Raw genomic sequence first — 20,391 nt, 5'->3', positions numbered from 1 at the left:
GCGGGCAACCGGGATCGGCCCGTGCGCTGAGATCAGCCGCCGGAACCGTTCGGCGAGGTCGTGCGATGCCCGCCCTTCGCTCAGGATTCGCTCGCCATGCCCGAAGGAGCCCGGTCGCGCTTGCTGGACAGCGCGTAGACGACCACGCCCAGCCCGACGAGGATCATCGGGATGCTCAGCCACTGGCCCATCGACAGGCCGGTCGATGCCGCGAATTCGGTCAGGTGCGCATCGGGCTGGCGGAAGAATTCATTGATGAAGCGCGCTGTCGCGATGCCTGCGGTAAAGACGCCGACCAGCACGCCTGGCTTCCACCGCGCCTTCGTAAGCCAGAACAGCGAAAGCATGATTGCCGCCATCGCCAGCCCTTCGAGCCCCGCCTGGTAGAGCTGGCTCGGATGGCGCGCGAGGCCCGTCGGGTCCGACGGGAAAACCATTGCCCAGGAAACATCGGTCGGGCGGCCATAGAGCTCTCCGTTCACGAAGTTCGCCAGCCGCCCGAAGAACATCCCGAAGGGCACGTTGACCGCGATATAGTCCGCCACGCGCAACCAGTTCAGATTGTTGCGCAGGCTGACCCACAGCAGCGCGAGAACCACGCCGATCACGCCGCCATGGAAACTCATGCCGCCGTCCCACAGGCGCAGCAGGCCCCAGGGCATCCACCCATCGTAGCTGAAATCGACGAACAGCTCGGGCCGGTAGAACAGCGCATAGCCCAGCCGCCCCCCGAAAATCACGCCGAGCGTGCAGTAGAACAGCAGGTCGTCGACGTGAGGCTGCGCCATCGGCGCGCCCGGCGCCTTGATCATGCGCGTGAGGTGCCAATAGGCGAGGACGATGCCCGCGATGTAGGCGAGCGAATACCAGCGCAGCGTGAAGATACCGAGGTCGATGCCCGGCGTCAGGCCCAGGTCGGACCAGTAGATCGGCTGAGTGGCGGCCTCGGCCAGTAGTGACAGCATCTCGTCGACCCCTTAGAGATAGCGCCTGAACGGTCCAGTCTTGCGTCGGTGCGGGTTGCATTGGCACAGTGACGGGGCAGACAAAAGGGACAATGCGACGTGCAGCCCAAGAGCGCGCGCGAGAAGAGAGGACATGCATGCCGACCGAGCTCGACACTACGCTGGATACCATCATGGACACGCTGGTGGCCCCCGGCGGCCCCGCCGAGACAGTGCCCTTCACGCGCAACGGCGTAACGATGCCCGCGTTCAAGAATGCCCCGCCCAGCCTGGCGCACTACTTCGCGCATTATTGCGAGCAGCATAAGGACGTCGAGTTCCTGGTCGACGATGGCTGCCGCCTGACCTTCGGCGAAGCCTACGATGCCGCGCGCCACGTGGCCGCGGGCCTGCTGTCGCAGCACAAGCTGGTCAAGGGCGACCGGATCGGGATCGCCGCGCGCAACTCTGCCAACTGGATAGTCGCCTATATGGGTATCGTGATGGCCGGCGGCTGTGCCGCGCTGGTCAACGGTTTTTCCAGCGGCGAGGAAATGGCGGATGCGATCAGGATGGTCGGCTGCCGCGCGGTACTCGCCGATCGCAAGCGTGCCGAACGGCTCGAAGGGACGGACCACGGATCGACGATCCTGCCGTTGACGCATGACTGCAATCCGGCCGAAGGCCTGATTTCGGTCTGGGGCGATCCCGCCGCAACGCCGCTCCCCATGCCCTCACCCGACGATTACGCGACGCTGCTCTACACCTCGGGCTCCACCGGCCGGTCCAAGGGTGCCTATTCGGACCACCGCGGCGTGATCCACGGCGTCATGAGCTATGTCGTGCAGAGCCTCATGGCGCTGAGCTACATGACGAAGAAGGGAGACGCGCCTTCGCTGCAGCCATGCGCGCTGGTCGCCGTGCCGCTGTTCCATGTGACCGGCGAAATCCCGGTCTTCCTCCAGAGCTTTGCGCTGGGCCGCAAGCTGGTATTGATGAAGAAGTGGAATGCGACCGAGGCGCTGCGGCTGATCGACCGCGAGAAGGTGACCTACTTCACCGGCGTGCCGCTGATGAGCTACGAAATGGCGACCCACCCGGATCGCGACAAATACGACACGTCGAGCTGTACTTCGTTTGCCGCCGGTGGCGCGCCGCGACCGGTCGACCATGTCGATGCCATCCACAAGGCCTTCCCCGGCGGTTTCCCGCTGCTCGGCTACGGCCTCACCGAGACCAACGCGATCGGCTGCGGCAATTTCAACGAGAACTATCTCGCCAAGCCTTCCAGCACCGGCAAGGCGAGCCGCCCGCTGGTGGACCTCGCGATCCTCGACGAAAAGGGCGCCAAGCTGCCGACCGGCGAGATCGGTGAGATCTGCATTCGCACGGTCGCCAATTTCCTCGGCTACTGGGACAACCGCGAGGCGACCAGCCAGGCCTTCACCGACGACATGTATTTCCGCACCGGCGACCTTGGCCGGCTGGACGAGGATGGCTATCTGTTCATCGTCGATCGCAAGAAGGACATCATCATCCGCGGCGGCGAAAACATCAGCTGTCTCGAGGTCGAGGATGCGATCTATGCGCATGACGATGTCGCCGAATGCTCGGTCTTCGGACTGCCCGATCCGCGCTACGGCGAAGTCGTCGGCGCGGTCTACCTGACCCGCGCGGGCGCGAATCTTACCGAGGACGAGCTGGCCGCGTTTCTCGAAACCAAGCTCGCAAAATTCAAACGCCCGGCGCACATCTGGCGCGAGACCGAGGCGCTGCCGCGTCTTGGCACGCAGAAGATCGACCGCAAGGCCCTGCGCGAGCAATATTCGAAGGTTCACACGGAAGCTTGAGCGCACCGCCCCTCTCCAACCAGCGCGCCATCATCGATCGGCGCAGTCTCGCCCAGGAAATCGCCGAGCAAATCGGCGAGCGTGGCGGTGGCGACCAAGGGGGCGGTGCAAGCAATCGGGACGCGGTCCTGGCGATCCTGCGTCGCGCGCTCGACGCGGGGCGCGAGGAATTGTCGCATCGTCTCGCCGAGAAGCCCTCGGCGGGCCATGCGCATACCGGGGGGCACAGCTTCCTGCTCGACCAGCTGGTCCGGCTGATCCACGATTACGCGGTCGAACACATCGCCCCCTCCGACGCGGCCAGCCCGATCGCAGTGCTGGCGGTCGGCGGTTACGGGCGCGAGGAGATGGCGCCGCATTCGGACGTCGACATCGCCTTCCTGTGCGCGAAGTCGCCGAACGAGGCGACCGTCGCCCAGATCGAGGCGATGCTCTACCTTTTGTGGGATCTCGGCCTGACGGTCGGCCACTCGGTGCGGACGCCGGATGAATCGATCCGCATGGCGCGCGACGACCTGACGGTGCGCACCGCCCTGCTCGAATCGCGCTTCGTATGGGGCGAGCAGGACTTGTGGGAAGCGACCAACCGTCGCTTCTATGCCGAAGTCGTCACCGGCCACGAAAAGCAGTTCGTCTCCGAAAAACTGCGCGAGCGCGACGAGCGGCACAAGCGGATGGGCGACACGCGCTATGTCGTCGAACCCAATGTGAAGGAAGGCAAGGGGGGCCTGCGCGACCTTCAGGCGCTGTACTGGATCGGCAAGTACATCCACCGCGTGCGCGACGCAGCGGAGTTGGTCGACGCCGGGCTGTTCACGCCGGAGGAGTATCACAGGTTCCGCCGGGCAGAGGGGTTCATGCTGGCCGTGCGCTGCCACCTGCACGAGATCACGGGGCGCGCGGAAGACCGGCTGACCTTTGACCTGCAGAAGGAAATCGCGCGGCGGATGCGTTTTGCCGACCGGCAGGGCAAGAGCGCGGTCGAACGCTTCATGCAATATTACTTCGTCCAGGCGAAACGGGTCGGTTCGCTGACCGGCGTCTTCCTGGGCGAGCTGGAGCAGCAGTTCGCCAAGAAGCGGGCACGGCGCGGACTGCTCGCCGGCTTTACCGCGAAACCGAGAACCCTGCGCGGCTACCGCGTCTTCGCGGGCAAGCTGTCGGCCCCCAGCGACGACTGGTTCCGCAAGGACCCGGTGCGGCTGATCGAAATCTTCCAGATTGCGGAGACCGAGCAGCTGGAAATCGATCCGCGTACCATGCGCCAGGCCGATCGCGACAGCGGCCTGATCAACGACGAGGTGCGCGAGGACCCGCACGCGAATACGGTCTTCCTGGACCTGCTGGCGGGGCGCAACGATCCCGAAATGGTCTTGCGCTGGATGAACGAGGCGGGCGTGTTCGGCCGCTTCGTGCCCGACTTCGGGCGGGTCAACGCGCAGATGCAGTTCAACATGTACCACCACTATACGGTGGACGAGCACACGATCCGCGCCATCGGCTTCCTCAACCAGATCGAAAAGGGCGCGCTGGCGGACGAGCATCCGCGCGCGACCAAGGAGATTCACAAGCTCAAGAGCCGGCGCGCGCAATTCGTCGCCACGCTGCTGCACGATATCGCCAAGGGCCGTGGCGGGGACCATTCTGTTCTTGGTGCCGAGGTGGCCGAGCGCCTGTGCCCGCGCTTCGGGCTGAACGAGGATGAGACAGCGCTGGTCGCGTGGCTTGTCCGCCAGCACCTGCTGATGAGCCACACCGCCTTCAAGCGCGACCTCGCCGATCCCAAGACGGTCGAGGATTTCGTCGCCGAGGTGCAGAGCCTCGAGCGGTTGCGCCAGCTCGCAATACTTACCTCGGTCGATATTCGTGCGGTCGGCCCTGGCACCTGGAACAGCTGGAAAGGGCAGCTGATCACCGAGCTTTACGATCTGGCGCACGAGCGCCTGCGCCTGGGGCACGTGACTCGCGGGCGCAAGGAGCGGGTCGCGGCGAAGAAGGAAGCGGTTCGCGCGGCGCTGGGCGACAAGGACGCGCTGATGGACGATCTGGGCGACCTGTTCACCGCGCCCTACTGGATCGCCGAACCGCCCGACATCGCGGCACGCAATCTGGTGCAATATTCGGTCGCGCGCGAACTCGGCCACGCGCTGTCGGTGCATTGCGAGGCCGACGAGGAACGCGGGGCGACGCTCGTCACCGTGATCGCCGCCGACCACCCCGGCATTTTCATGCGCATCGCAGGCGCGATCCACCTCGTCGGCGGGAACATCATCGACGCGCGGATCCACACCACGCGCACCGGCTACGCGATCGACAACTTCCTCGTGCAGGACCCGCTCGGGCGTCCGTTCGGCGAGGACAACCAGATCGAGCGGATCGAGCGCAGCATCGCCGAAGCGCTCGAGAGCGGGGAGCGCCTCGTGCCGAGGCTCGCCCAGCGTCCGCTACCGCGACGCGGCGCCGACGCGTTCGAAGTTCGGCCGACCGTGGCATTCGATAACGAAGCGTCGCACCGCTTCACCGTGGTCGAGGTTGCAGCGCGCGACCGCCCCGCCCTGCTCAACCGCCTCGCACGCGGATTGTTCGAACAGCAGGCGATGATCCGTTCGGCGCATGTCACGCATTATGGCGAGCGGGCGGCCGATACGTTCTACGTGACCGACCTGACCGGGGACAAGATCGTCGATCCCGCAAGGCTCGCCGCGATCCGCACTGCGCTGGTGGACGCGGCCAGCGATGCGCGCCAGGCGGAGCTGGAGCCAGCCTGAAAACCCGGGGCGACGCCCGGTTGCACGAAACGCAAGTTGATGAAGTACATACAGCGCAGTGCGTGTGAAGAAGCGCGCATGAAGACGTCGCGGATTACGATGTGAAAGAGCGGGCCAGCGACGCTAGCACCGGGTTGGCGAGTAGGAAAACGTGGAGGGGCCACTGGGGTGGGAGGCGAATGGCGGGTTCGCGCGCCCTTATCCGTCATCCAGCCCAAACCTACACTTTTCGAAAGCGGACTTTTCGTCGTCTTTGGTGCAGCTGGATCACCGGTGGCATTCATACCTCGATTTGTCGCGCCGCGGGCGCGCCGCGATCAGCGTGAAATGACGCGCGCGCCCCGGTAGCCGACTCGGACTCCATCATGGAGGTCGCGACTTCTCTGCACAGGTCGGTCACGACGTCGAAAATTGGGCTATTGCCACCCTCCTGTCTCCAATACGCCGCGATCTCGCGCCCCACCGTCCAGTCCGCTACTTCAAGGCGCCGGGTCTGGACCATGTTCACGCCTTCCGACCTTAGATAAAGGTCGGGAAGAAGAGCCAAGCCAAGCCCCACGCCGGCCATCTTGCGAAGCGTGTCGAGGCTTGTTCCCCCGTACGAAGTGTTCGGTATCATGCCGATTTGCTCGGCGATCAGGTAGCATTGCCTGCCCAGTGGGTGGTTCACGTCCATGCACAAGAGCTGTTCCCCGATCAGGTCGGACATCTGCGCAGGCTCGCTCCGCTTTGCCAGCCTATGCTGTTTCGAGGCCACGAAAAACAAGGATTCGAATACAACGTCCACTCTCGACAAGTCGTGCGCGAAGTCCACATCCTGGGCAATGACGATGTCGCGCTCACCGGTTCTGAGCAAGTCGATCTCAGTGTGCGGAAGGCCCTCGAAGATACGCAACTCGAGCTCCATGTCGCGCGCCTTGATGGTTCTGATCACCTCCGGCATCAAATAGGGGCCGATCGTTGGCGTGACGCCGAGGTTAAGCTGGCCGATACCCCCCCGCGCGCCCTCGGAACAGGTCCTGCGTATCCGTTCGGCGCTTGCGGCCATCGCCCGTGCATCATCGATGATCAGACGTCCGATCGGGGTTGTGTGGTTTTTGCCAGCCTTCCGCTCGATCAGTTTCACCCCGAGTCGTCGCTCGAGTTCCTTCAATTGCTGGCTCAGGCTCGGCTGCGAAACATTCAGCACTCTTGCAGCGCGACCGACGCCGCCGTGATCGATCACCGCGAGAAAATACTCCAGCTGCTTGAGGGTGGGCAATCGAACTCTCCTAAATGTGTCGATCACGTAGACCGCACACCCCGCCAGCTTCAGCCGATATGTCCGTTCCCATAGGGAACGCCTATGAGTGGCTATGATAACATGTATTTGACCCGCGGAGGGGAATTTCACATCCAGAAGGCGCTCTGATTACTAATGTGAATATGGCCCTCTTCAGAAAAAAGTTTCCAGAGCGACAAATCAACTCAAGAAAATTGGAGACAAAATGTCGTATCTCGAACATTCAGAATTCTCCCCCGCCCTTGGAATCCAGGAATTGACCTTCGAGGAGGTTGGTTCCGTCAACGGTGCCCTCGCTCCAGTCGGAGCCTACCTGGTAGGCAAGGCAATAGGCTATGGCGTCGCGGCAGCGGCGGGCACTGCCACCGGTATTGCCTTCACGAAAGCGGTCAAAGAGATCGCCAAAGCCATAGACTAAAGATCGCGCCACACGAGAACAGGAAATCATGCCAATGCCACAGAATGGAATGCAGATCGTCGAATTGGACACGCACGAAGTCGAACTTGTCGGTGGTGGAGCCCTACCGCTCGGGGCGCTTCTTTGGGCGGGTGCCAAAGCTGCCGCAACATCCGCTACCGGAAAGAAGATTGCAGCCGGAGCGTTCGTGGCCGCGGTAGCGGTCGCAAGTGCGGTCATGGATGACTGACAATCAGGTAAGGGGGGTTCTCATCCCCCTTACCACCCCTTCTTTGAAGTTATGGCCTTGAGAAGCCTGGGCAAGAGCCCAACCGGCTTTTCGGTCGCAGATCCGGGCACAGCCTTTTCGAGCCAGGCGTCCTCTTCGGGCCATGCGTCCCCCTCGCTGAACCACATGGCTTCGAAATACTTATCCGCGCTTACTTCTTTCTCTCCTATTACGGCGTAGCAACCAACGCTGAAAAAGCCGGATTTCAATTTGACTGTGAATTCGACTTCCCCGTCTGGCGTAAGCCAGGGCTCCTCGAAAATTTGCTGCGTCCGATCCTTACCACAGCTCTCTTTTACGACCTCGTCATTGACTAACAGTCGCTCTTTACCCCAATTATTAGAGTCGTAAGCGTTGTCGACTTTAACCAAACTGTTCCCTATCTGGAACATCCAACGCTGACCTGCGAACTGTCTTTCCAATGGTGTTCTTCCAAAAAATGTTTGGAGATAGCGCGACACAGCATCGTGCCGGTAGCCTAAATGGCGAAGTCGGAATTGCAATACCCATACGATGGCACACGATGGGCTTCTCCTTTTTGCAAGCGTTGTGGCGACGTTCCTGTTGCTTTCTTCTGGCACAGACCATCGAAGCCGAATGGATGTCCGCGGCTCGTCGGCTTTCGCCAAAGGCGGACAGTCCGCTCCCGGCCCAACAAAGGACCTCGTAATGGGACCAGCCCCTGCATAGGCCCCCGATTTACTTACCGCCCAGTTGCAGTATTATTTCGATTCAGAAATGCCCGTTGCATCCAGAACCACGCGAACGGTCTCCTCTGGCTGATCCCACATCGGGAAGTGTCCGCTACGCTCAAACCAGTGCAGCGTCGCTTCAGGGAAGGCTTTGATCGCGCGATCCGCCTGCCGCGGTAGACACAACCGATCCTTGCGTCCCCAGCCGATGACAACGGGCGCAGCCGTTTTCGCAGGGCCCTCCTGCATTGCGCCGTTGGCGAGATTCTTCACAAGCGAATTGACGGTGCGCGTATCAGCCAATGACTTCAGTTCACGCGCAACGAATGCCGGATCGAGCGCCCACGGCCTTGCAGAGAGCTGGGCCATGAGCGCGGTCCGGCCTGCGACATTTCCGGTGATGGCAGAAAGCGCGGGTCGCAGCGCGCGAACCAAAGCGATCGATGGCGTTAGGGTGGCTTTGAAGAAGGTGCGCTCCCACCCCTGCCAGAAGCCGCCCGGATCCAGTGCGACAACCGCGCCCGCTTGGCCGCGCCGTGCCATCTCGAGCACCAGGCGAGCACCCAGTGAGCTGCCCACCATATCGATGCCTGTGAGATTCTCCGCGCCGAGCCAGTCGTCCAGACTGCGCGCCAGCCCGTCGAACGTGCCGCTGTCGGCCTCTTCGGGTGTCTGCCCATGGCCGGGCAGGTCTACGGCAATTACCTCCCTGACTTGAGAAAGCGCAGGCGAGATCGTATCCCACGAGCCGCAGGTTGCCCCCAGTCCGTGGACAAGGAGGAGGGGTTTTCCGCGCCCCGTGCGCGTGTAGTGCATGGTCATGCAGTGGTAACGTCTCGCACCGACTTATAGGCCCGGGGATGCCTATATCTCCCAAGGTGAGGCCAACGCGGGCGGTCCGCTTTCGGCCCGGAAGTAGCCCCCCCGCCCCGTCACCCCCGCTCGCCGAACAGCGCGGAGCCGACGCGGATATGCGTCGCGCCGAGCAGACACGCAGTCTCGTAGTCGCCGCTCATTCCCATGCTGAGGCCCCACGTACCGGGCTCGGGCTCGTGGCGCCGTGCCAGTTCGCCCAGCAACGCGAAGAACGGCGCTGGCTCCTTGTCCTGCGGCGGGATGCACATCAGGCCCGCAATCGGGATGTCGGCATCGCGCGCCCGCTCGATCAGATCTGGCAGGTCGGCAATCGCGCAGCCGCCCTTCTGCTCTTCCTCGCCCACGTCGACCTGGATGAAGCACGGCACGCGCTTGCCGAGCTTGTCGTACGCCTTCGCCAGCGCCTTGAGCAAGCTGGGCCGGTCGAGCGAGTGGATCACGTCGAACAGCGCGGCGGCATCTTCCGCCTTGTTCGATTGCAGCTGGCCGATCAGGTGGAGTTCGACGCCGTCGTAGCGCTCGCGCAGCGCGGGCCATTTGTCCGCCGCTTCCTGCACGCGGTTCTCGCCGAACAGGCGATGGCCTGCGGCAAGCACCGGCTCGATCGTCTCCGCAGGGCGTGTCTTGCTGACGGCGATGAGGTCGACGTCCTTACGCTCACGCTTGGCGATCCTGCACGCGTGGGCGATCCGTTCGTGAACTTGCTCGAGGGCTGCTGCGCTATCCATCGCGCGCCGCTATAGCGGGGATGCGATGCCGATCCAGCCCCTCCCCGACCTGTGGCTTCTGTCCGACGCGCGCAACGATGCGGCGCTCGAAGATGCCCTCGTGCGCCTGCCCGAAGGTTCGGGTTTCGTGTTCCGGCATTATCATCTGGATGAGGCCCGGCGGCGAGAACGCTTCGAAATGCTGCGCAGCATATGCCGCAGCAAAAACCATCTGGCGGTGCTGTCGGGTGCGGCCGAGCTTGTGCGGGACTGGGAGGCCGAGGGGGTCTACGGCCCGGCCGATGCAATCGGTAATGCTGCGCCGATGCTGCACTCGAAAATCAGGATCGCCACGGCCCACCACGCGACGGAAATCGCGGCGGCGGAGGCTGCGGGCGCCGACGCGATCATGCTCTCGCCCGTCTACCCCACGCGCAGCCATCCGGGCGGCGCGGTGCTCGGGCCGGAGGGTTTCCGCGCGCTGGCGGGCCGGACGCGCCTCCCGGTAATCGCGCTCGGCGGCATGACGGCCGAGCGGGCGAGCGACCTCGGCGTGACGCGCTGGGCGGCGATCGACGGACTCTCCTGAAGCTCGCCACGGCAGGCGCCATTTTCCTTGACGGGGGACTCCCCGAGGATTCATGATGCGTTCCGTCCCCATTCCCATGCCCCGAAAGGCATCGCCATGGCCAGCAGAGCACTCGTAACGACCGAACAGGTCGATTGGCGCGCGGCGTTTCGCGAGTCGCTGAAGCGTGCGCTGCAGATGGCCGGCGCACTGATGCTTTTCGCGGGGCTGGTGTTCCTCGCACTCGCGCTCGCGAGCTATACGCAGACCGACCCCAGCCCCTCCACCGCCGCCGCGCCCGACGGCCCCGTGGGCAACTGGATGGGCATCGCCGGGGCTTGGGCGGCGGAGCGCGCGCTGTTCGCGTTCGGCTGGACCTCGGTCCTCGTCCTGCCGCTGCTCTATATCGGCGCGCGCAGCCTGTGGCGCGCCGCGAACGAGGAGGATCGCGCGGCTGCGCACACGCGCTGGTGGCGCCCGCTCGGCCTGCTGCTGCTGGCGATGGCCTTGCTGGCGAGCGTGGTCGCGCTCGGCCTGTCGGACGTGGCCATGGCATTGCCGGCGGGGGCCGGTGGCCTCGTCGGCCTGCTGGGCGCGGGCGCAACCGAAGCGGTCGCGACACGGATCGCGGGCGGCGCGTCGGGATGGGTGATCCTGTTCGTCGCGCTCGGGATGCTGGCGGCTGGCGCAATGCTGGTCGCGCGCGTCTTCGCGATCGACTGGCGCGGGCTGCTGACCCTGCCCAGCATGCCGCGCGGCCTGGCCCGCGAACGCGCCGCGCCCGCACCCGCGAAGCCCAAGGTCCGCAAGGCGAAGCGCGCGGAACCCGCGATGCGCGACGTGACCGAACCGCCCGCGGCCGAGCCTGCGCCCGAACGGCGCGCGCCCAGGATCGTCGACCCGAAGACCGCGGCGCGCAAGGCCGATGCCCATGCGATCACGCGGCAGAAGGACATGTTCGCCGATTTCGAGCTGCCCGGGCTCGATCTGCTGTCCGATCGCGGCGAGGGGAATATCGTCCCGCTTGACCGGCAGGCGCTGGAGCGCAATGCGCGCCTGCTCGAATCGGTGCTCGACGATTTCAACGTGAAGGGCGAGGTCACCGCGGTGCGCACAGGCCCGGTGGTGACGATGTACGAGCTCGAGCCCGCACCCGGCACCAAGGCCGCGCGGGTCATCGGCCTGTCCGAAGACATCGCCCGCAACATGAGCGCGATTTCCGCGCGCGTCAGCACGATCCCGGGCAAGACCGTGATGGGCATCGAACTGCCCAATGCCGAACGCCAGATGGTCGGCTTCAAGGAGCTCGCCGCATGTTCCGACTTCGTCGACGCACCGGGCGACCTGCCGATCATCCTGGGCAAGGACATCGCGGGCGAACCGATCATCGTGGACCTCGCCGCGATGCCGCACCTGCTGGTCGCGGGGACCACGGGCAGCGGTAAATCGGTCGGCCTCAACACGATCATCCTCTCGCTTCTGTACCGCTTCACGCCTGCCGAATGCCGGCTGATCATGGTCGATCCCAAGGTGCTGGAGCTGAAGAGCTACGAGGATATTCCGCATCTCCTCTCCCCCGTCGTCACCGAGCCGGAGAAGACCATCCGTGCGCTTAAATGGACGATCGAGGAGATGGAGCAGCGCTATCGCAAGATGAGCGAGGTCGGCGCGCGCAACCTCACCGGCTTCAACGACCGTGTCCGCGCCGCCAAGGCCAAGGGCGAGCCGCTCGGCCGCCGCATCCAGACCGGCTACGATCCCGAAACCGGCGAGGAGATCGTCGAGGAGAAGGAGCTCGACTACGAAGAGCTGCCGCTGATCGTGGTGATCGTCGACGAGCTCGCGGACCTGATGGCGGTGGTGGGCAAGGATATCGAGATCCTGATCCGCCGCCTGACGCAGAAATCGCGCGCAGCGGGCATCCATCTGATCATGGCGACGCAGCGCCCGTCGGTCGACGTCATCACCGGCGTGATCAAGGCCAACCTGCCCACCCGGATCAGCTTCAAGGTGACCAGCCGGATCGACAGCCGCACGATCCTGGGCGAACAGGGCGCGGAAACGCTGCTGGGCAAGGGCGACATGCTGTTCAAGCCCAATATCGGCAACCTGACCCGGGTCCACGGCCCCTTCGTGAGCGACGAGGAAGTGGAGGCCGTGGCCGAGCACTGGCGCAAGCAGGGCGAGCCCGCCTATGTCGACGCGGTCACCGAGGAACCCGAGAGCGGCGGCGGCTTCGCCTTCGAGGACGAACTCACCGCGAGCGACAATCCGGACGAGCGCAAGTATCGGCAGGCCTGCCAGGTCGTGTTCGAGAACCAGAAGGCGAGCGGCAGCTGGCTCCAGCGGCAGATGGGCGTGGGCTACAACACCGCCGCCAAGTGGATCGAGCGGATGGAGAGCGAAGGCCTCGTCGGCCCCGCCAACCACGTGGGGCGCCGCGACGTCTACCGCGACAAGGAGGGCAACCCGCTCTAGCGCGGGCGCGGACCGCGAAATCGCGGGCGCGCAGCGGCGGCATGGCCATGTAGGGGTCCCGGCACACCTGACACACTGCTCAGGAGAGAAAACTCCGGCTCCCTCCGCAGGGAGATTCTCAAGGGATCGACGGTTCAAGGAGCGGCACGCAAGCTATATTGGAACCGGATTGCAGGACAGTGGGCATCGCTGCCGAGGCACATGCTTCGGGTGCAATCGACCTGCGCTTCAATGCAATTGTGCGGCATGCCCGCACACGTCAGAGTTGTCCGGACACAAGGCGGGGCAAGACCCGAAAGGCGACGAATGAAACCCGAGATCAACGAACACGCCGCCTGGATATTCAAGTCCGGCTGGAAGGGCCTGTGCCCCCGCTGCGGCAAAGGCGACATGTTCAAGTCGTGGCTGAAGGTCAGCGACAAGTGCGATGTGTGCGGGCTGGATTACCGCTTCGCCTCGCCCGATGACGGCCCGGCGTTCTTCTCGCTGTGCTTCGTCGCGTTCCCGCTGACGTTTTTGATGGTTTGGTTCCAGGTCGCGGTCCAGCCGCCCGTGCTGGTGCTGCTGGCGATCGCGATCCCCGTGATGACTCTGGGCTGCCTGCTGCCGCTGCGCCCGATCAAGGGCTGGCTGGTCGCATCGCAATACGTCAACCGCTCGGTCGAAGCGGGGACCGAGAAGCTCTGGGCGGAGATGCACGCCCGCGAGGACGAGAAGAAGCGCAGCGAAAGCGGCGAGTGATACGCCTCGCGCCGTGCCACGGGCGGGCGCGGTAGCGCGCGGCGCCCTTGGAGCTCCTCCGACCCCCGCGCAATCGGTCCCATCACCCCGCCCCTGGTCGCCATGCGGGCACGCAGCGCCCATCGCTCCGGACGAAAAAGGCCGCCACGCTCGAACCAGAGCGGGCGGCCTTTTTCCTCACCGGCGTGAAGATTATTCGGCGGGCGTCTCCGCCCCTTCCTCTTCGGCACCGGCTCCAGCACCGGCGCGATATTCGTCGATCCGCGTCTCGCTTTCGAGTTCGGCCGCGGTCAGCGCGGTGTGATTGCGGATCTTGTCGGCATTCTGCTCCTCGGCAGACCCCGGCAGCGCGACGAGGCCGATGTCGGCCAGCGGCCCGCCGCGTTCCCACATCTCCATCCACTGGTCGAGATACTGCTGCAGCCCCGGAATGGCCTCGAGATGCGCCTGCTTGACGTAGACGTAGAGCGGCCGGGCACCGGGGTACTGGAAGCTGGCGATGTTCTCGTAGGTCGGCTCGACCCCGTTCATCGGCAGGCCCTGCACGCGGCCCTCGTTCTCCTCGAGGTAGGAATAGCCGAAGATGCCCACGGCGTTCCGGTTGCCCTGGATCTTCTGGACGATGAGGTTGTCCTGCTCGCCCTGGTCGACATATTTGCCGTCCGAACGCACCTCGGTGCAGGTCCGCTCGAACGCGTCCTCGTCGCTTTCCTTCAGCGCGGCCATGTCGGCATTGCTCTCGCAACCGGGCGTCAGCACCAGTTCCTTGAGCGCGTCGCGCGTGCCGCTGGTCGAGGGCGGGCCGTAAACGAGAATGGGCGTGTCGGGCAGCGACGGATCGATGTCGGACCACGTCTCGTTGGTCTGCTCTTCGCCGTAGGGATTGGCGGCCAGCGCCTCGTAGACGATCTCGGGCGTCAGGTTCATCATGATGCCGCCCTCGGTGCTGGCGAAGGCAATCCCGTCGAGCCCGACCTGGATTTCGGTGATGTCCGTTACGCCGTTCGACTGGCAGGTCTCGAACTCGCTCACCTTCATCCGGCGCGAGGCATTGACCATGTCGGGCGTGTCGGCGCCCACGCCTTGGCAGAACAGCGCGATGCCGCCGCCCGTGCCGGTCGATTCGATCAGCGGGGACCGCATGTCGGGATTGGAACGGGAGAAGCTTTCGGCAACCAGCTTGGCAAAGGGATAGACGGTGGAGGATCCGACCGCGCGGATCGACTCGCGCGAGCCACCCGAGCTGTCGCAGCCGGTGAGCGTCAGCCCGGCGGCTGCCGCCATTGCCAGAACATGCGTGAACTTCATGGGAAAAACGCCTCTCTTCTCTTCGTCAGGCAGTGCAAATCGGGCCCGCGTAGCGGCGCGATGTGACAGGTGCGTGACCGCCTGCGATGGCCATAGGCGATGCTCGCCCCATCGCAAGCACCCGCTATGCCTTGCCGTTCAACGCGCGCCAACCTAACGAGCGCGACGTAACGTCACAGAGGTTTGTTCCCCCATGCGCATCGGCTGTCCCAAGGAAATCAAGAACCACGAATATCGCGTCGGCCTGACGCCCGAAAGCGCGGGCGAGCTGGCCCGCCACGGGCACGAGGTCTGGATCCAGAGCGGGGCGGGTCTGGGCATCGATGCGACGGATGCCGAATACGAAGCCGCCGGTGCGCACATCGTCGACGGCCCCGACCCGATCTTCGCCGAATGCGAAATGGTGGTGAAGGTGAAGGAGCCGCAGGCGGACGAGCGCAAGAAGCTGCGCGAAGGCCAGATTCTCTACACCTACCTGCACCTCGCCCCCGACCGCGAACAGACGGTCGATCTGGTCGAGTCGGGCGTGACCGCGATCGCCTACGAAACCGTGACCGGCCCGCGTGGCTCGCTCCCGCTCCTCAAGCCGATGAGCCAGGTGGCCGGGCGGATGAGCGTGCAGGCCGGCGCCAACGCGCTCGAAAAGGCGCATGGCGGGCGCGGCGTGCTGCTCGGCGGCGTGCCGGGCGTGATGCCGGGCAAGGTCGTGGTGATCGGCGGCGGCGTGGTCGGTTTCAATGCCGCGCAGATGGCGGTCGGCCTCGGCGCGGACGTGACCATCCTCGACCGCGATCCCGAAGTGCTCGAAAAGGTCGGCACGCATTTCGAAGCGCGCGCGGCGACGCGCTTCTCCAACGCGGCCAATCTCGAAGACGCAGTGTCGGGCGCGGACCTCGTGATCGGCGCGGTGCTGATTCCCGGTGCGGCGGCGCCCAAGCTCGTCACGCGCGAACTGCTCACGAGGATGCAGAAGGGCGCGGTGCTGGTCGACGTCGCGATCGACCAGGGCGGCTGCTTCGAAACGAGCAAGCCGACCACGCACGACAACCCGACCTACATGGTCGAAGGCGTGGTGCACTATTGCGTCGCCAACATGCCGGGCGCGGTCGCCCGCACCAGCACCTACGCGCTCAACAACGTGACCTTGCCACACGCGCTGCAGATCGCCGACCACGGCTGGAAGGGCGCGATGCGGATGAATCCGCACCTCGCCGAAGGGCTCAACGTGTGGGACGGCAAGGTGACCTACAAGGCGGTCGCCGAGGACCTCGGTTACGAGTACGTTCCGGTCGGCAAGGCGCTCATCTGACGAGTCGCCGGCGACACGGGAGAACGACGATGCCGGACCAGCGCCCCACCCATTCGGGCTTCGGCCGGACGAGCGAGCCGCAGGACGTGCTCGAAGGGATCGACCTGGCGGGCAAGGTGGCGATCGTCACCGGCGGCTATTCGGGGCTGGGTGTCGAGACTGTTCGCGGCCTCGCCGGTGCGGGTGCGAAGATGATCGTGCCCGCGCGCAACCACGCGAAGGCGGTCGGCAACCTCGCGGACGTTCAGGGCGATGTGTCCATCATGGAGATGGACCTCGCCGACCTCGCCTCGGTCCGCAAGTTTGCTGCGGACTTTGCTGCGCAGCATGACCGCCTCGACCTGCTGATCAACAATGCCGGGATCATGGCCTGCCCGCTCACCCGGGTCGGCCCGGAGTGGGAACAGCAGTTCGGGGTCAACCACCTCGGCCACTTCGCGCTGGCCACGGCGCTGATGCCGCTGCTTGAGAAGACGGCGAAGCAGCCGGGGAGCGACGTGCGCCTCGTTGCGCTGTCTTCCACCGGCCACAAGCTGAGCGATATCCGCTGGGACGATCCGCACTGGACCGATGGCGAGTACGACAAGTGGAAAGCCTACGGCCAGGCGAAGACCGCCAATGCGCTGTTTGCCGTGGGCATGAACAAGCGGCTTGCCGAACACGGCGGACGCGCCTTCTCGGTCCACCCGGGCGGCATCATGACGCCGCTCCAGCGTCACCTCGATAAAGAGGAGATGGTCGCGATGGGCTGGATGAACGAGGACGGCGAGCCGTCCGAACGCGCGGCCAAGATGTTCAAGAGCGTGACCCAAGGCGCCTCGACCACGCTGTGGGCCGCGACGAGCCCTGCGCTCAAGAACCGCGGCGGCGAATATTGCGAGGATTGCGACATCGCCGCACTGGCGGACGCGGATGAGCCCAGCCGGTTCGACAAGGTCCAGCCCTACGCGGTGGACGAGGACAGCGCCGAGCGCCTGTGGGCGATGAGCGAGGAGATGGTCGCGGAAGTGTGAGGGGCCGCCGCGCCTACTCTCTATCGATGCCGTGGCTTTCGAAGAATGGCGCGAGGCAGCGTTCGAATTCGATCGTCCCGGCGCGCTCCAGCTCCTTGCGGGAGCCGTCGCCAGCCTTGACCTGCCGCACCGCGGAGGAGCGATCGACGACGGCGTGGCACCGGACCAGCTGACCGCACAATGCGCGGTCAAATGCGGCGTCGCCGCTCGATCGGCGCATGTCGCAATAGACCTCGCCGGTCTTGCGGCGGGTCTTTACCCGCGCGCGGAACTTGCGCAGACGCTCTGCGGTGACGACGATGGGCGCATCCTCGTCGGCGGATGGCTGCTGCGCGGTGCCGGGCTCCGTCGTTGGGGCCTGGAGCGAGAGCAGCAGCACGGGTGCCAGGTAAGCGAGCATCGCTGTCTCCTCAGAACCGTATCGGCAACCCGACGAAGAACGCGTGGGCGGAGCTATCAAGATGCTCGTATTCGACGCGAAGGTCGATACGCTCGTCGAGCCTGACCTGCGCGCCCGCCCCCACGACGAAGCTGGTTCGCCACTCGCGCGCGTCCTCCACACCGGCCGAGTTGTCGATCGCATAGCGATCGCCGCCGAAGCCGCCCTTGACGAAGAACAGCGCCCGGTCGGCCGCGACCACGCCAAGCCGCCCGGTCGCGCGATAGCCGAACCGTTCGTTCTGCTGGTAGCGGCCGCCGTTGAGGAAAATCTCGGGCGACCCGCCACCTTTCAGCAGCGAGACTTCGGCGCCGATCCGCACCCGATCGCTCACGGCCAGGTCGTACCCCGCCATCGCACCGCCGCCGATGTCCCAGTCGCGCGTGTATCCGCCGTCGCTCGCGCCGGTCTGCTCGTCGGTCAGCTCGAGGTAGAAATGGTGTTCGAGTACGCCGACCAGCGGCCCGGCGTAGGCGCCTTCGAACGGCACCTCCTGCGCGTGCGCGGCAGGCGCGAGGACCAGCGAAGCTGCGGCGACGGACACGGCGGCGCAGGCAGTGCGGAAGGGGGAAGAAAGGCCCATCGAAATTCCTTCGTTGCGGATCGACGATTCGCTCCGTAGGGTTTTTCTGACACGGACATTTCTTTCTGTAAAACGAAAAGATATTCATGCCTAACGGATATGACCTTCCTCCGCGCCGAGCACGCGCCTGTCGCTGGGCGGCGCTGTTCTTCGGCCTCATCGCCGCGATCGCGCTGGCCGCGCCCATCGCCCTTCTCGCCATCACCGGCGATCCGCTGACGAATTGGCAGTGCGGAAGCGATCGGGACTGCGCGTTCGAAAATGGAGCTCTGGCGGTGCTGGACGATGAGGTGCGGGCACAGGTCGCCGCGTCACCGTCTGCGCAAGAAAGCTTTGCGGATCACCTCGATCGCGTGCCCATCCACGGCGGGCTGGCGCTCTTGTCGATCCTGTCGAGCCTGCCCTTCGCGGCGCTGATGTTCGGTGTTGCGATGGCACTGCGCAGCTTCGGCACTTCCAGGGGAATTGGCGCGGCAATCAAGTGGCTGCGGCTGGTCGCCTGGGCGGCACTGGCGGCTGCGCTCGCGCCACCGGTCATCGGGCTGCTGCAAAGCGTGCTGCTGCTCCCCGGCACTCCCTACGGGCCCGGCTACGCGATCGAGGTCGAGGGCGGACCGCTGCTGCTGCATTCCTTGCTGGCGTTCGCCACGATGGCGGTGGTGTGGGCACTGGACGCAGGACACAGCGCCCAGCGCGATCTGGCCGAGATCGTCTGATGCCGGTGGTGGTCAATCTGGACGTGATGCTGGCCAAGCGAAAGGTCCGCTCGAACGAGCTGGCGGCCGCGATCGGCATTACCGAAAGCAATCTCTCGCTGCTCAAATCGGGCAAGGTGAAGGGGGTGCGCTTCGCCACGCTGGCCGCGATCTGCCGCTATCTCGAATGCAAGCCGGGCGACCTGCTCGATTACGAGATTTCCGACGACGACCTGCCCGACTGACGGGGGCGCTACGAACCGGGCAGAAACGGCGCGGCGCGCCTATCGATCCGCAGCGATCTGCGCCTGCCACTGGGCGAACCGCACGGTCCAGGGATTGTCGGGGTCGAGAAGCTCGAGGAGATCGCTCATCAGCCCGACATTCTGTTCCATCGGCCCGGCCAGCAGGACGACGATCCCATCGCCGTCGGTGCGGTCGATCACCGCCAGCGTCAATTGCGACCAGTCGCCGCCCTCGTGCCCGATCCAGCGGGACTGCGGGCCATCGACGCGGAGCATGCCAAGGCCGTAGCCCTGTGCGAGCGGGCATCGGGTCGGCGCCAGCGAGCAATCGATGATTGCCTCGGCTCCGCGATCGGTGACGATCCGGTCGCGCTCTTTGGCCAGCGCGGCATCGTAACCATCTGCGGAACCGACCGAAATCAGGATCCGCGACAGATCTTCCAGCGAGATCTTGAGGCCGCCGGCTGCCGACCAGTCGCCTGCCTGCCAGCAGAATCCGGGCCGACAATCGGGCCGCAGCCATTCGCCCTCCGGCGTGCGGTTCCAGACCATCGCCGGGCCGACCTGCTCTTCGAAGCCCACGACCGCGTCGTCGATCCCCAGCGGCTCCAGCAAATAGCGCTCGACCATCTCGGGGTAGGTGAGGCCGGTCTTTTGTTCGAGCGCCCGGAAGAGATACTGAAAGCCCTCGCCCGAATAGCCATAGCGGTCGCCCGGATCGGCTTCGAACGCCAGCTTCCCGTCGGCCCGGAAAAAGCGCCAGTTGGGAAAGCCCGTCTTGTGGGTCAGCACATGGCGGGCGGTGAGCATGTCGAGCCGCGGGTCTCCGGCAAGATCGGGGTCGGTCCAGTAATCCGCCAGTTTCATGTCGAGCGATGCGTCGCCTGCCGCGACCATCCGCAGAAAGGTTTCTGAGGCAATCATCTTGGAAATCGAGGCGACCTCGAACCTGCTGTCCGCATTCACGGCAACCCCTTCGCGCTCCTGCCCGAAATAGTATTCGCGATAGAGATGGCCGTGCGTGATGATGCCGATCGCGGCCGCTTGCGGCCGATGTTCGGCAAGGACGCGTTCGATGGCTTCGCGCTGACCGCGCATCTCGGCATGAGCTTCGCCGGGCGGGCCTGGCGTGGCACAGCCTGCCGACATGAGAGAGGCGCCGACGAGGACGAGCAGCGAACGGGCGCTTCGTGGAACGGACTTCATC

20 protein-coding genes are annotated in these 20,391 nt (G+C 65.0%); 11 read left to right on the top strand and 9 right to left on the bottom strand.

Annotated elements, in window-relative coordinates; genetic code table 11:
* Positions 1–80: 80 nt before the first annotated feature.
* Positions 81–965, bottom strand: a complete 885-nt coding sequence (gene lgt / locus DL238_RS04485) for a prolipoprotein diacylglyceryl transferase (protein ID WP_115491161.1) — start codon at positions 963–965, stop codon at positions 81–83.
* Positions 966–1,102: 137 nt separating this feature from the next.
* Here lgt and DL238_RS04480 point away from each other — a divergent pair, with 137 nt between their 5' ends.
* On the top strand, positions 1,103–2,794 hold the full coding sequence (locus tag DL238_RS04480) for a class I adenylate-forming enzyme family protein (protein WP_115491160.1): 1,692 nt from the start codon (positions 1,103–1,105) through the stop codon (positions 2,792–2,794).
* Positions 2,791–5,562, top strand: a complete 2,772-nt coding sequence (locus DL238_RS04475) for a [protein-PII] uridylyltransferase (protein ID WP_115491159.1) — start codon at positions 2,791–2,793, stop codon at positions 5,560–5,562. The genes DL238_RS04480 and DL238_RS04475 overlap by 4 nt, the downstream gene beginning before the upstream one ends.
* Before the next feature lie 280 nt (positions 5,563–5,842).
* On the opposite strand, the gene DL238_RS04470 is transcribed toward DL238_RS04475, so the two are convergent.
* Positions 5,843–6,823 carry a LysR family transcriptional regulator gene (locus DL238_RS04470; protein WP_147290990.1) on the bottom strand — a complete coding sequence of 327 codons (981 nt, stop codon included), beginning with the start codon at positions 6,821–6,823 and terminating at the stop codon, positions 5,843–5,845.
* Positions 6,824–7,049: 226 nt separating this feature from the next.
* Between DL238_RS04470 and DL238_RS04465 the strand changes: the two genes are divergently transcribed.
* Positions 7,050–7,262 carry a hypothetical protein gene (locus tag DL238_RS04465; protein ID WP_115491157.1) on the top strand — a complete coding sequence of 71 codons (213 nt, stop codon included), beginning with the start codon at positions 7,050–7,052 and terminating at the stop codon, positions 7,260–7,262.
* Positions 7,263–7,311: 49 nt separating this feature from the next.
* A complete protein-coding gene (locus DL238_RS16320; protein WP_115491156.1) occupies positions 7,312–7,491 on the top strand; it encodes a hypothetical protein in 180 nt (59 codons plus the stop codon).
* Positions 7,492–7,520: 29 nt separating this feature from the next.
* Here the strand turns inward: DL238_RS16320 and DL238_RS04455 are convergent, their stop codons facing one another.
* The 3 genes from DL238_RS04455 to DL238_RS04445 form a co-directional block, all read right to left on the bottom strand.
* Positions 7,521–7,922 carry a hypothetical protein gene (locus tag DL238_RS04455; RefSeq protein WP_115491155.1) on the bottom strand — a complete coding sequence of 134 codons (402 nt, stop codon included), beginning with the start codon at positions 7,920–7,922 and terminating at the stop codon, positions 7,521–7,523.
* Positions 7,923–8,252: 330 nt separating this feature from the next.
* Positions 8,253–9,044: an alpha/beta fold hydrolase gene (locus DL238_RS04450; protein ID WP_115491154.1), complete on the bottom strand. Its 792-nt coding sequence runs from the start codon at positions 9,042–9,044 to the stop codon at positions 8,253–8,255.
* Positions 9,045–9,154: 110 nt separating this feature from the next.
* Complete coding sequence (locus DL238_RS04445) at positions 9,155–9,826, bottom strand: YggS family pyridoxal phosphate-dependent enzyme (protein WP_115491153.1); 672 nt, start codon at positions 9,824–9,826, stop codon at positions 9,155–9,157.
* Positions 9,827–9,851: 25 nt separating this feature from the next.
* Between DL238_RS04445 and DL238_RS04440 the strand changes: the two genes are divergently transcribed.
* The 3 genes from DL238_RS04440 to DL238_RS04430 all read left to right on the top strand — a co-directional run bounded on the left by DL238_RS04440 (position 9,852) and on the right by DL238_RS04430 (position 13,592).
* Entirely contained in the window at positions 9,852–10,394 is a 543-nt protein-coding gene (locus tag DL238_RS04440; RefSeq protein WP_115491152.1) for a thiamine phosphate synthase, read from the top strand.
* A gap of 96 nt (positions 10,395–10,490) precedes the next feature.
* Positions 10,491–12,851: an FtsK/SpoIIIE family DNA translocase gene (locus DL238_RS04435; protein WP_115491151.1), complete on the top strand. Its 2,361-nt coding sequence runs from the start codon at positions 10,491–10,493 to the stop codon at positions 12,849–12,851.
* Between the two features lie 306 nt (positions 12,852–13,157).
* Positions 13,158–13,592, top strand: a complete 435-nt coding sequence (locus DL238_RS04430) for a DUF983 domain-containing protein (protein ID WP_115491150.1) — start codon at positions 13,158–13,160, stop codon at positions 13,590–13,592.
* A gap of 192 nt (positions 13,593–13,784) precedes the next feature.
* Here the strand turns inward: DL238_RS04430 and DL238_RS04425 are convergent, their stop codons facing one another.
* Positions 13,785–14,900 (bottom strand): substrate-binding domain-containing protein, encoded by a 1,116-nt coding sequence (locus DL238_RS04425; RefSeq protein WP_115491149.1) that lies wholly within the window; start codon positions 14,898–14,900, stop codon positions 13,785–13,787.
* A gap of 193 nt (positions 14,901–15,093) precedes the next feature.
* Between DL238_RS04425 and ald the strand changes: the two genes are divergently transcribed.
* Positions 15,094–16,209: an alanine dehydrogenase gene (ald, locus tag DL238_RS04420; RefSeq protein WP_115491148.1), complete on the top strand. Its 1,116-nt coding sequence runs from the start codon at positions 15,094–15,096 to the stop codon at positions 16,207–16,209.
* Between the two features lie 29 nt (positions 16,210–16,238).
* The gene (locus tag DL238_RS04415; RefSeq protein WP_115491147.1) at positions 16,239–17,222 is read left to right on the top strand and encodes an oxidoreductase; all 984 of its coding nucleotides are present in this window, start codon (positions 16,239–16,241) and stop codon (positions 17,220–17,222) included.
* Between the two features lie 13 nt (positions 17,223–17,235).
* Here the strand turns inward: DL238_RS04415 and DL238_RS04410 are convergent, their stop codons facing one another.
* Positions 17,236–17,622 carry a hypothetical protein gene (locus tag DL238_RS04410; protein ID WP_115491146.1) on the bottom strand — a complete coding sequence of 129 codons (387 nt, stop codon included), beginning with the start codon at positions 17,620–17,622 and terminating at the stop codon, positions 17,236–17,238.
* A 10-nt stretch (positions 17,623–17,632) separates the two neighbouring features.
* Entirely contained in the window at positions 17,633–18,244 is a 612-nt protein-coding gene (locus DL238_RS04405; protein ID WP_115491145.1) for an outer membrane protein, read from the bottom strand.
* An 86-nt stretch (positions 18,245–18,330) separates the two neighbouring features.
* Between DL238_RS04405 and DL238_RS04400 the strand changes: the two genes are divergently transcribed.
* Positions 18,331–18,960, top strand: a complete 630-nt coding sequence (locus tag DL238_RS04400) for a hypothetical protein (protein ID WP_115491144.1) — start codon at positions 18,331–18,333, stop codon at positions 18,958–18,960.
* Positions 18,960–19,184: a helix-turn-helix domain-containing protein gene (locus tag DL238_RS04395; protein ID WP_115491143.1), complete on the top strand. Its 225-nt coding sequence runs from the start codon at positions 18,960–18,962 to the stop codon at positions 19,182–19,184. The genes DL238_RS04400 and DL238_RS04395 overlap by 1 nt, the downstream gene beginning before the upstream one ends.
* Before the next feature lie 39 nt (positions 19,185–19,223).
* Here DL238_RS04395 and DL238_RS04390 read toward each other — a convergent pair whose 3' ends face one another.
* Positions 19,224–20,390: a serine hydrolase domain-containing protein gene (locus tag DL238_RS04390; RefSeq protein WP_183312840.1), complete on the bottom strand. Its 1,167-nt coding sequence runs from the start codon at positions 20,388–20,390 to the stop codon at positions 19,224–19,226.
* Position 20,391: the final 1 nt, after the last annotated feature.

The sequence above is a fragment of the Alteriqipengyuania lutimaris genome (assembly GCF_003363135.1).
GTDB classification, from domain to species: domain Bacteria; phylum Pseudomonadota; class Alphaproteobacteria; order Sphingomonadales; family Sphingomonadaceae; genus Alteriqipengyuania; species Alteriqipengyuania lutimaris.
Note: the sequence above shows the minus strand (reverse complement) of the source record. Positions and strands in the feature narration are given on the sequence as shown.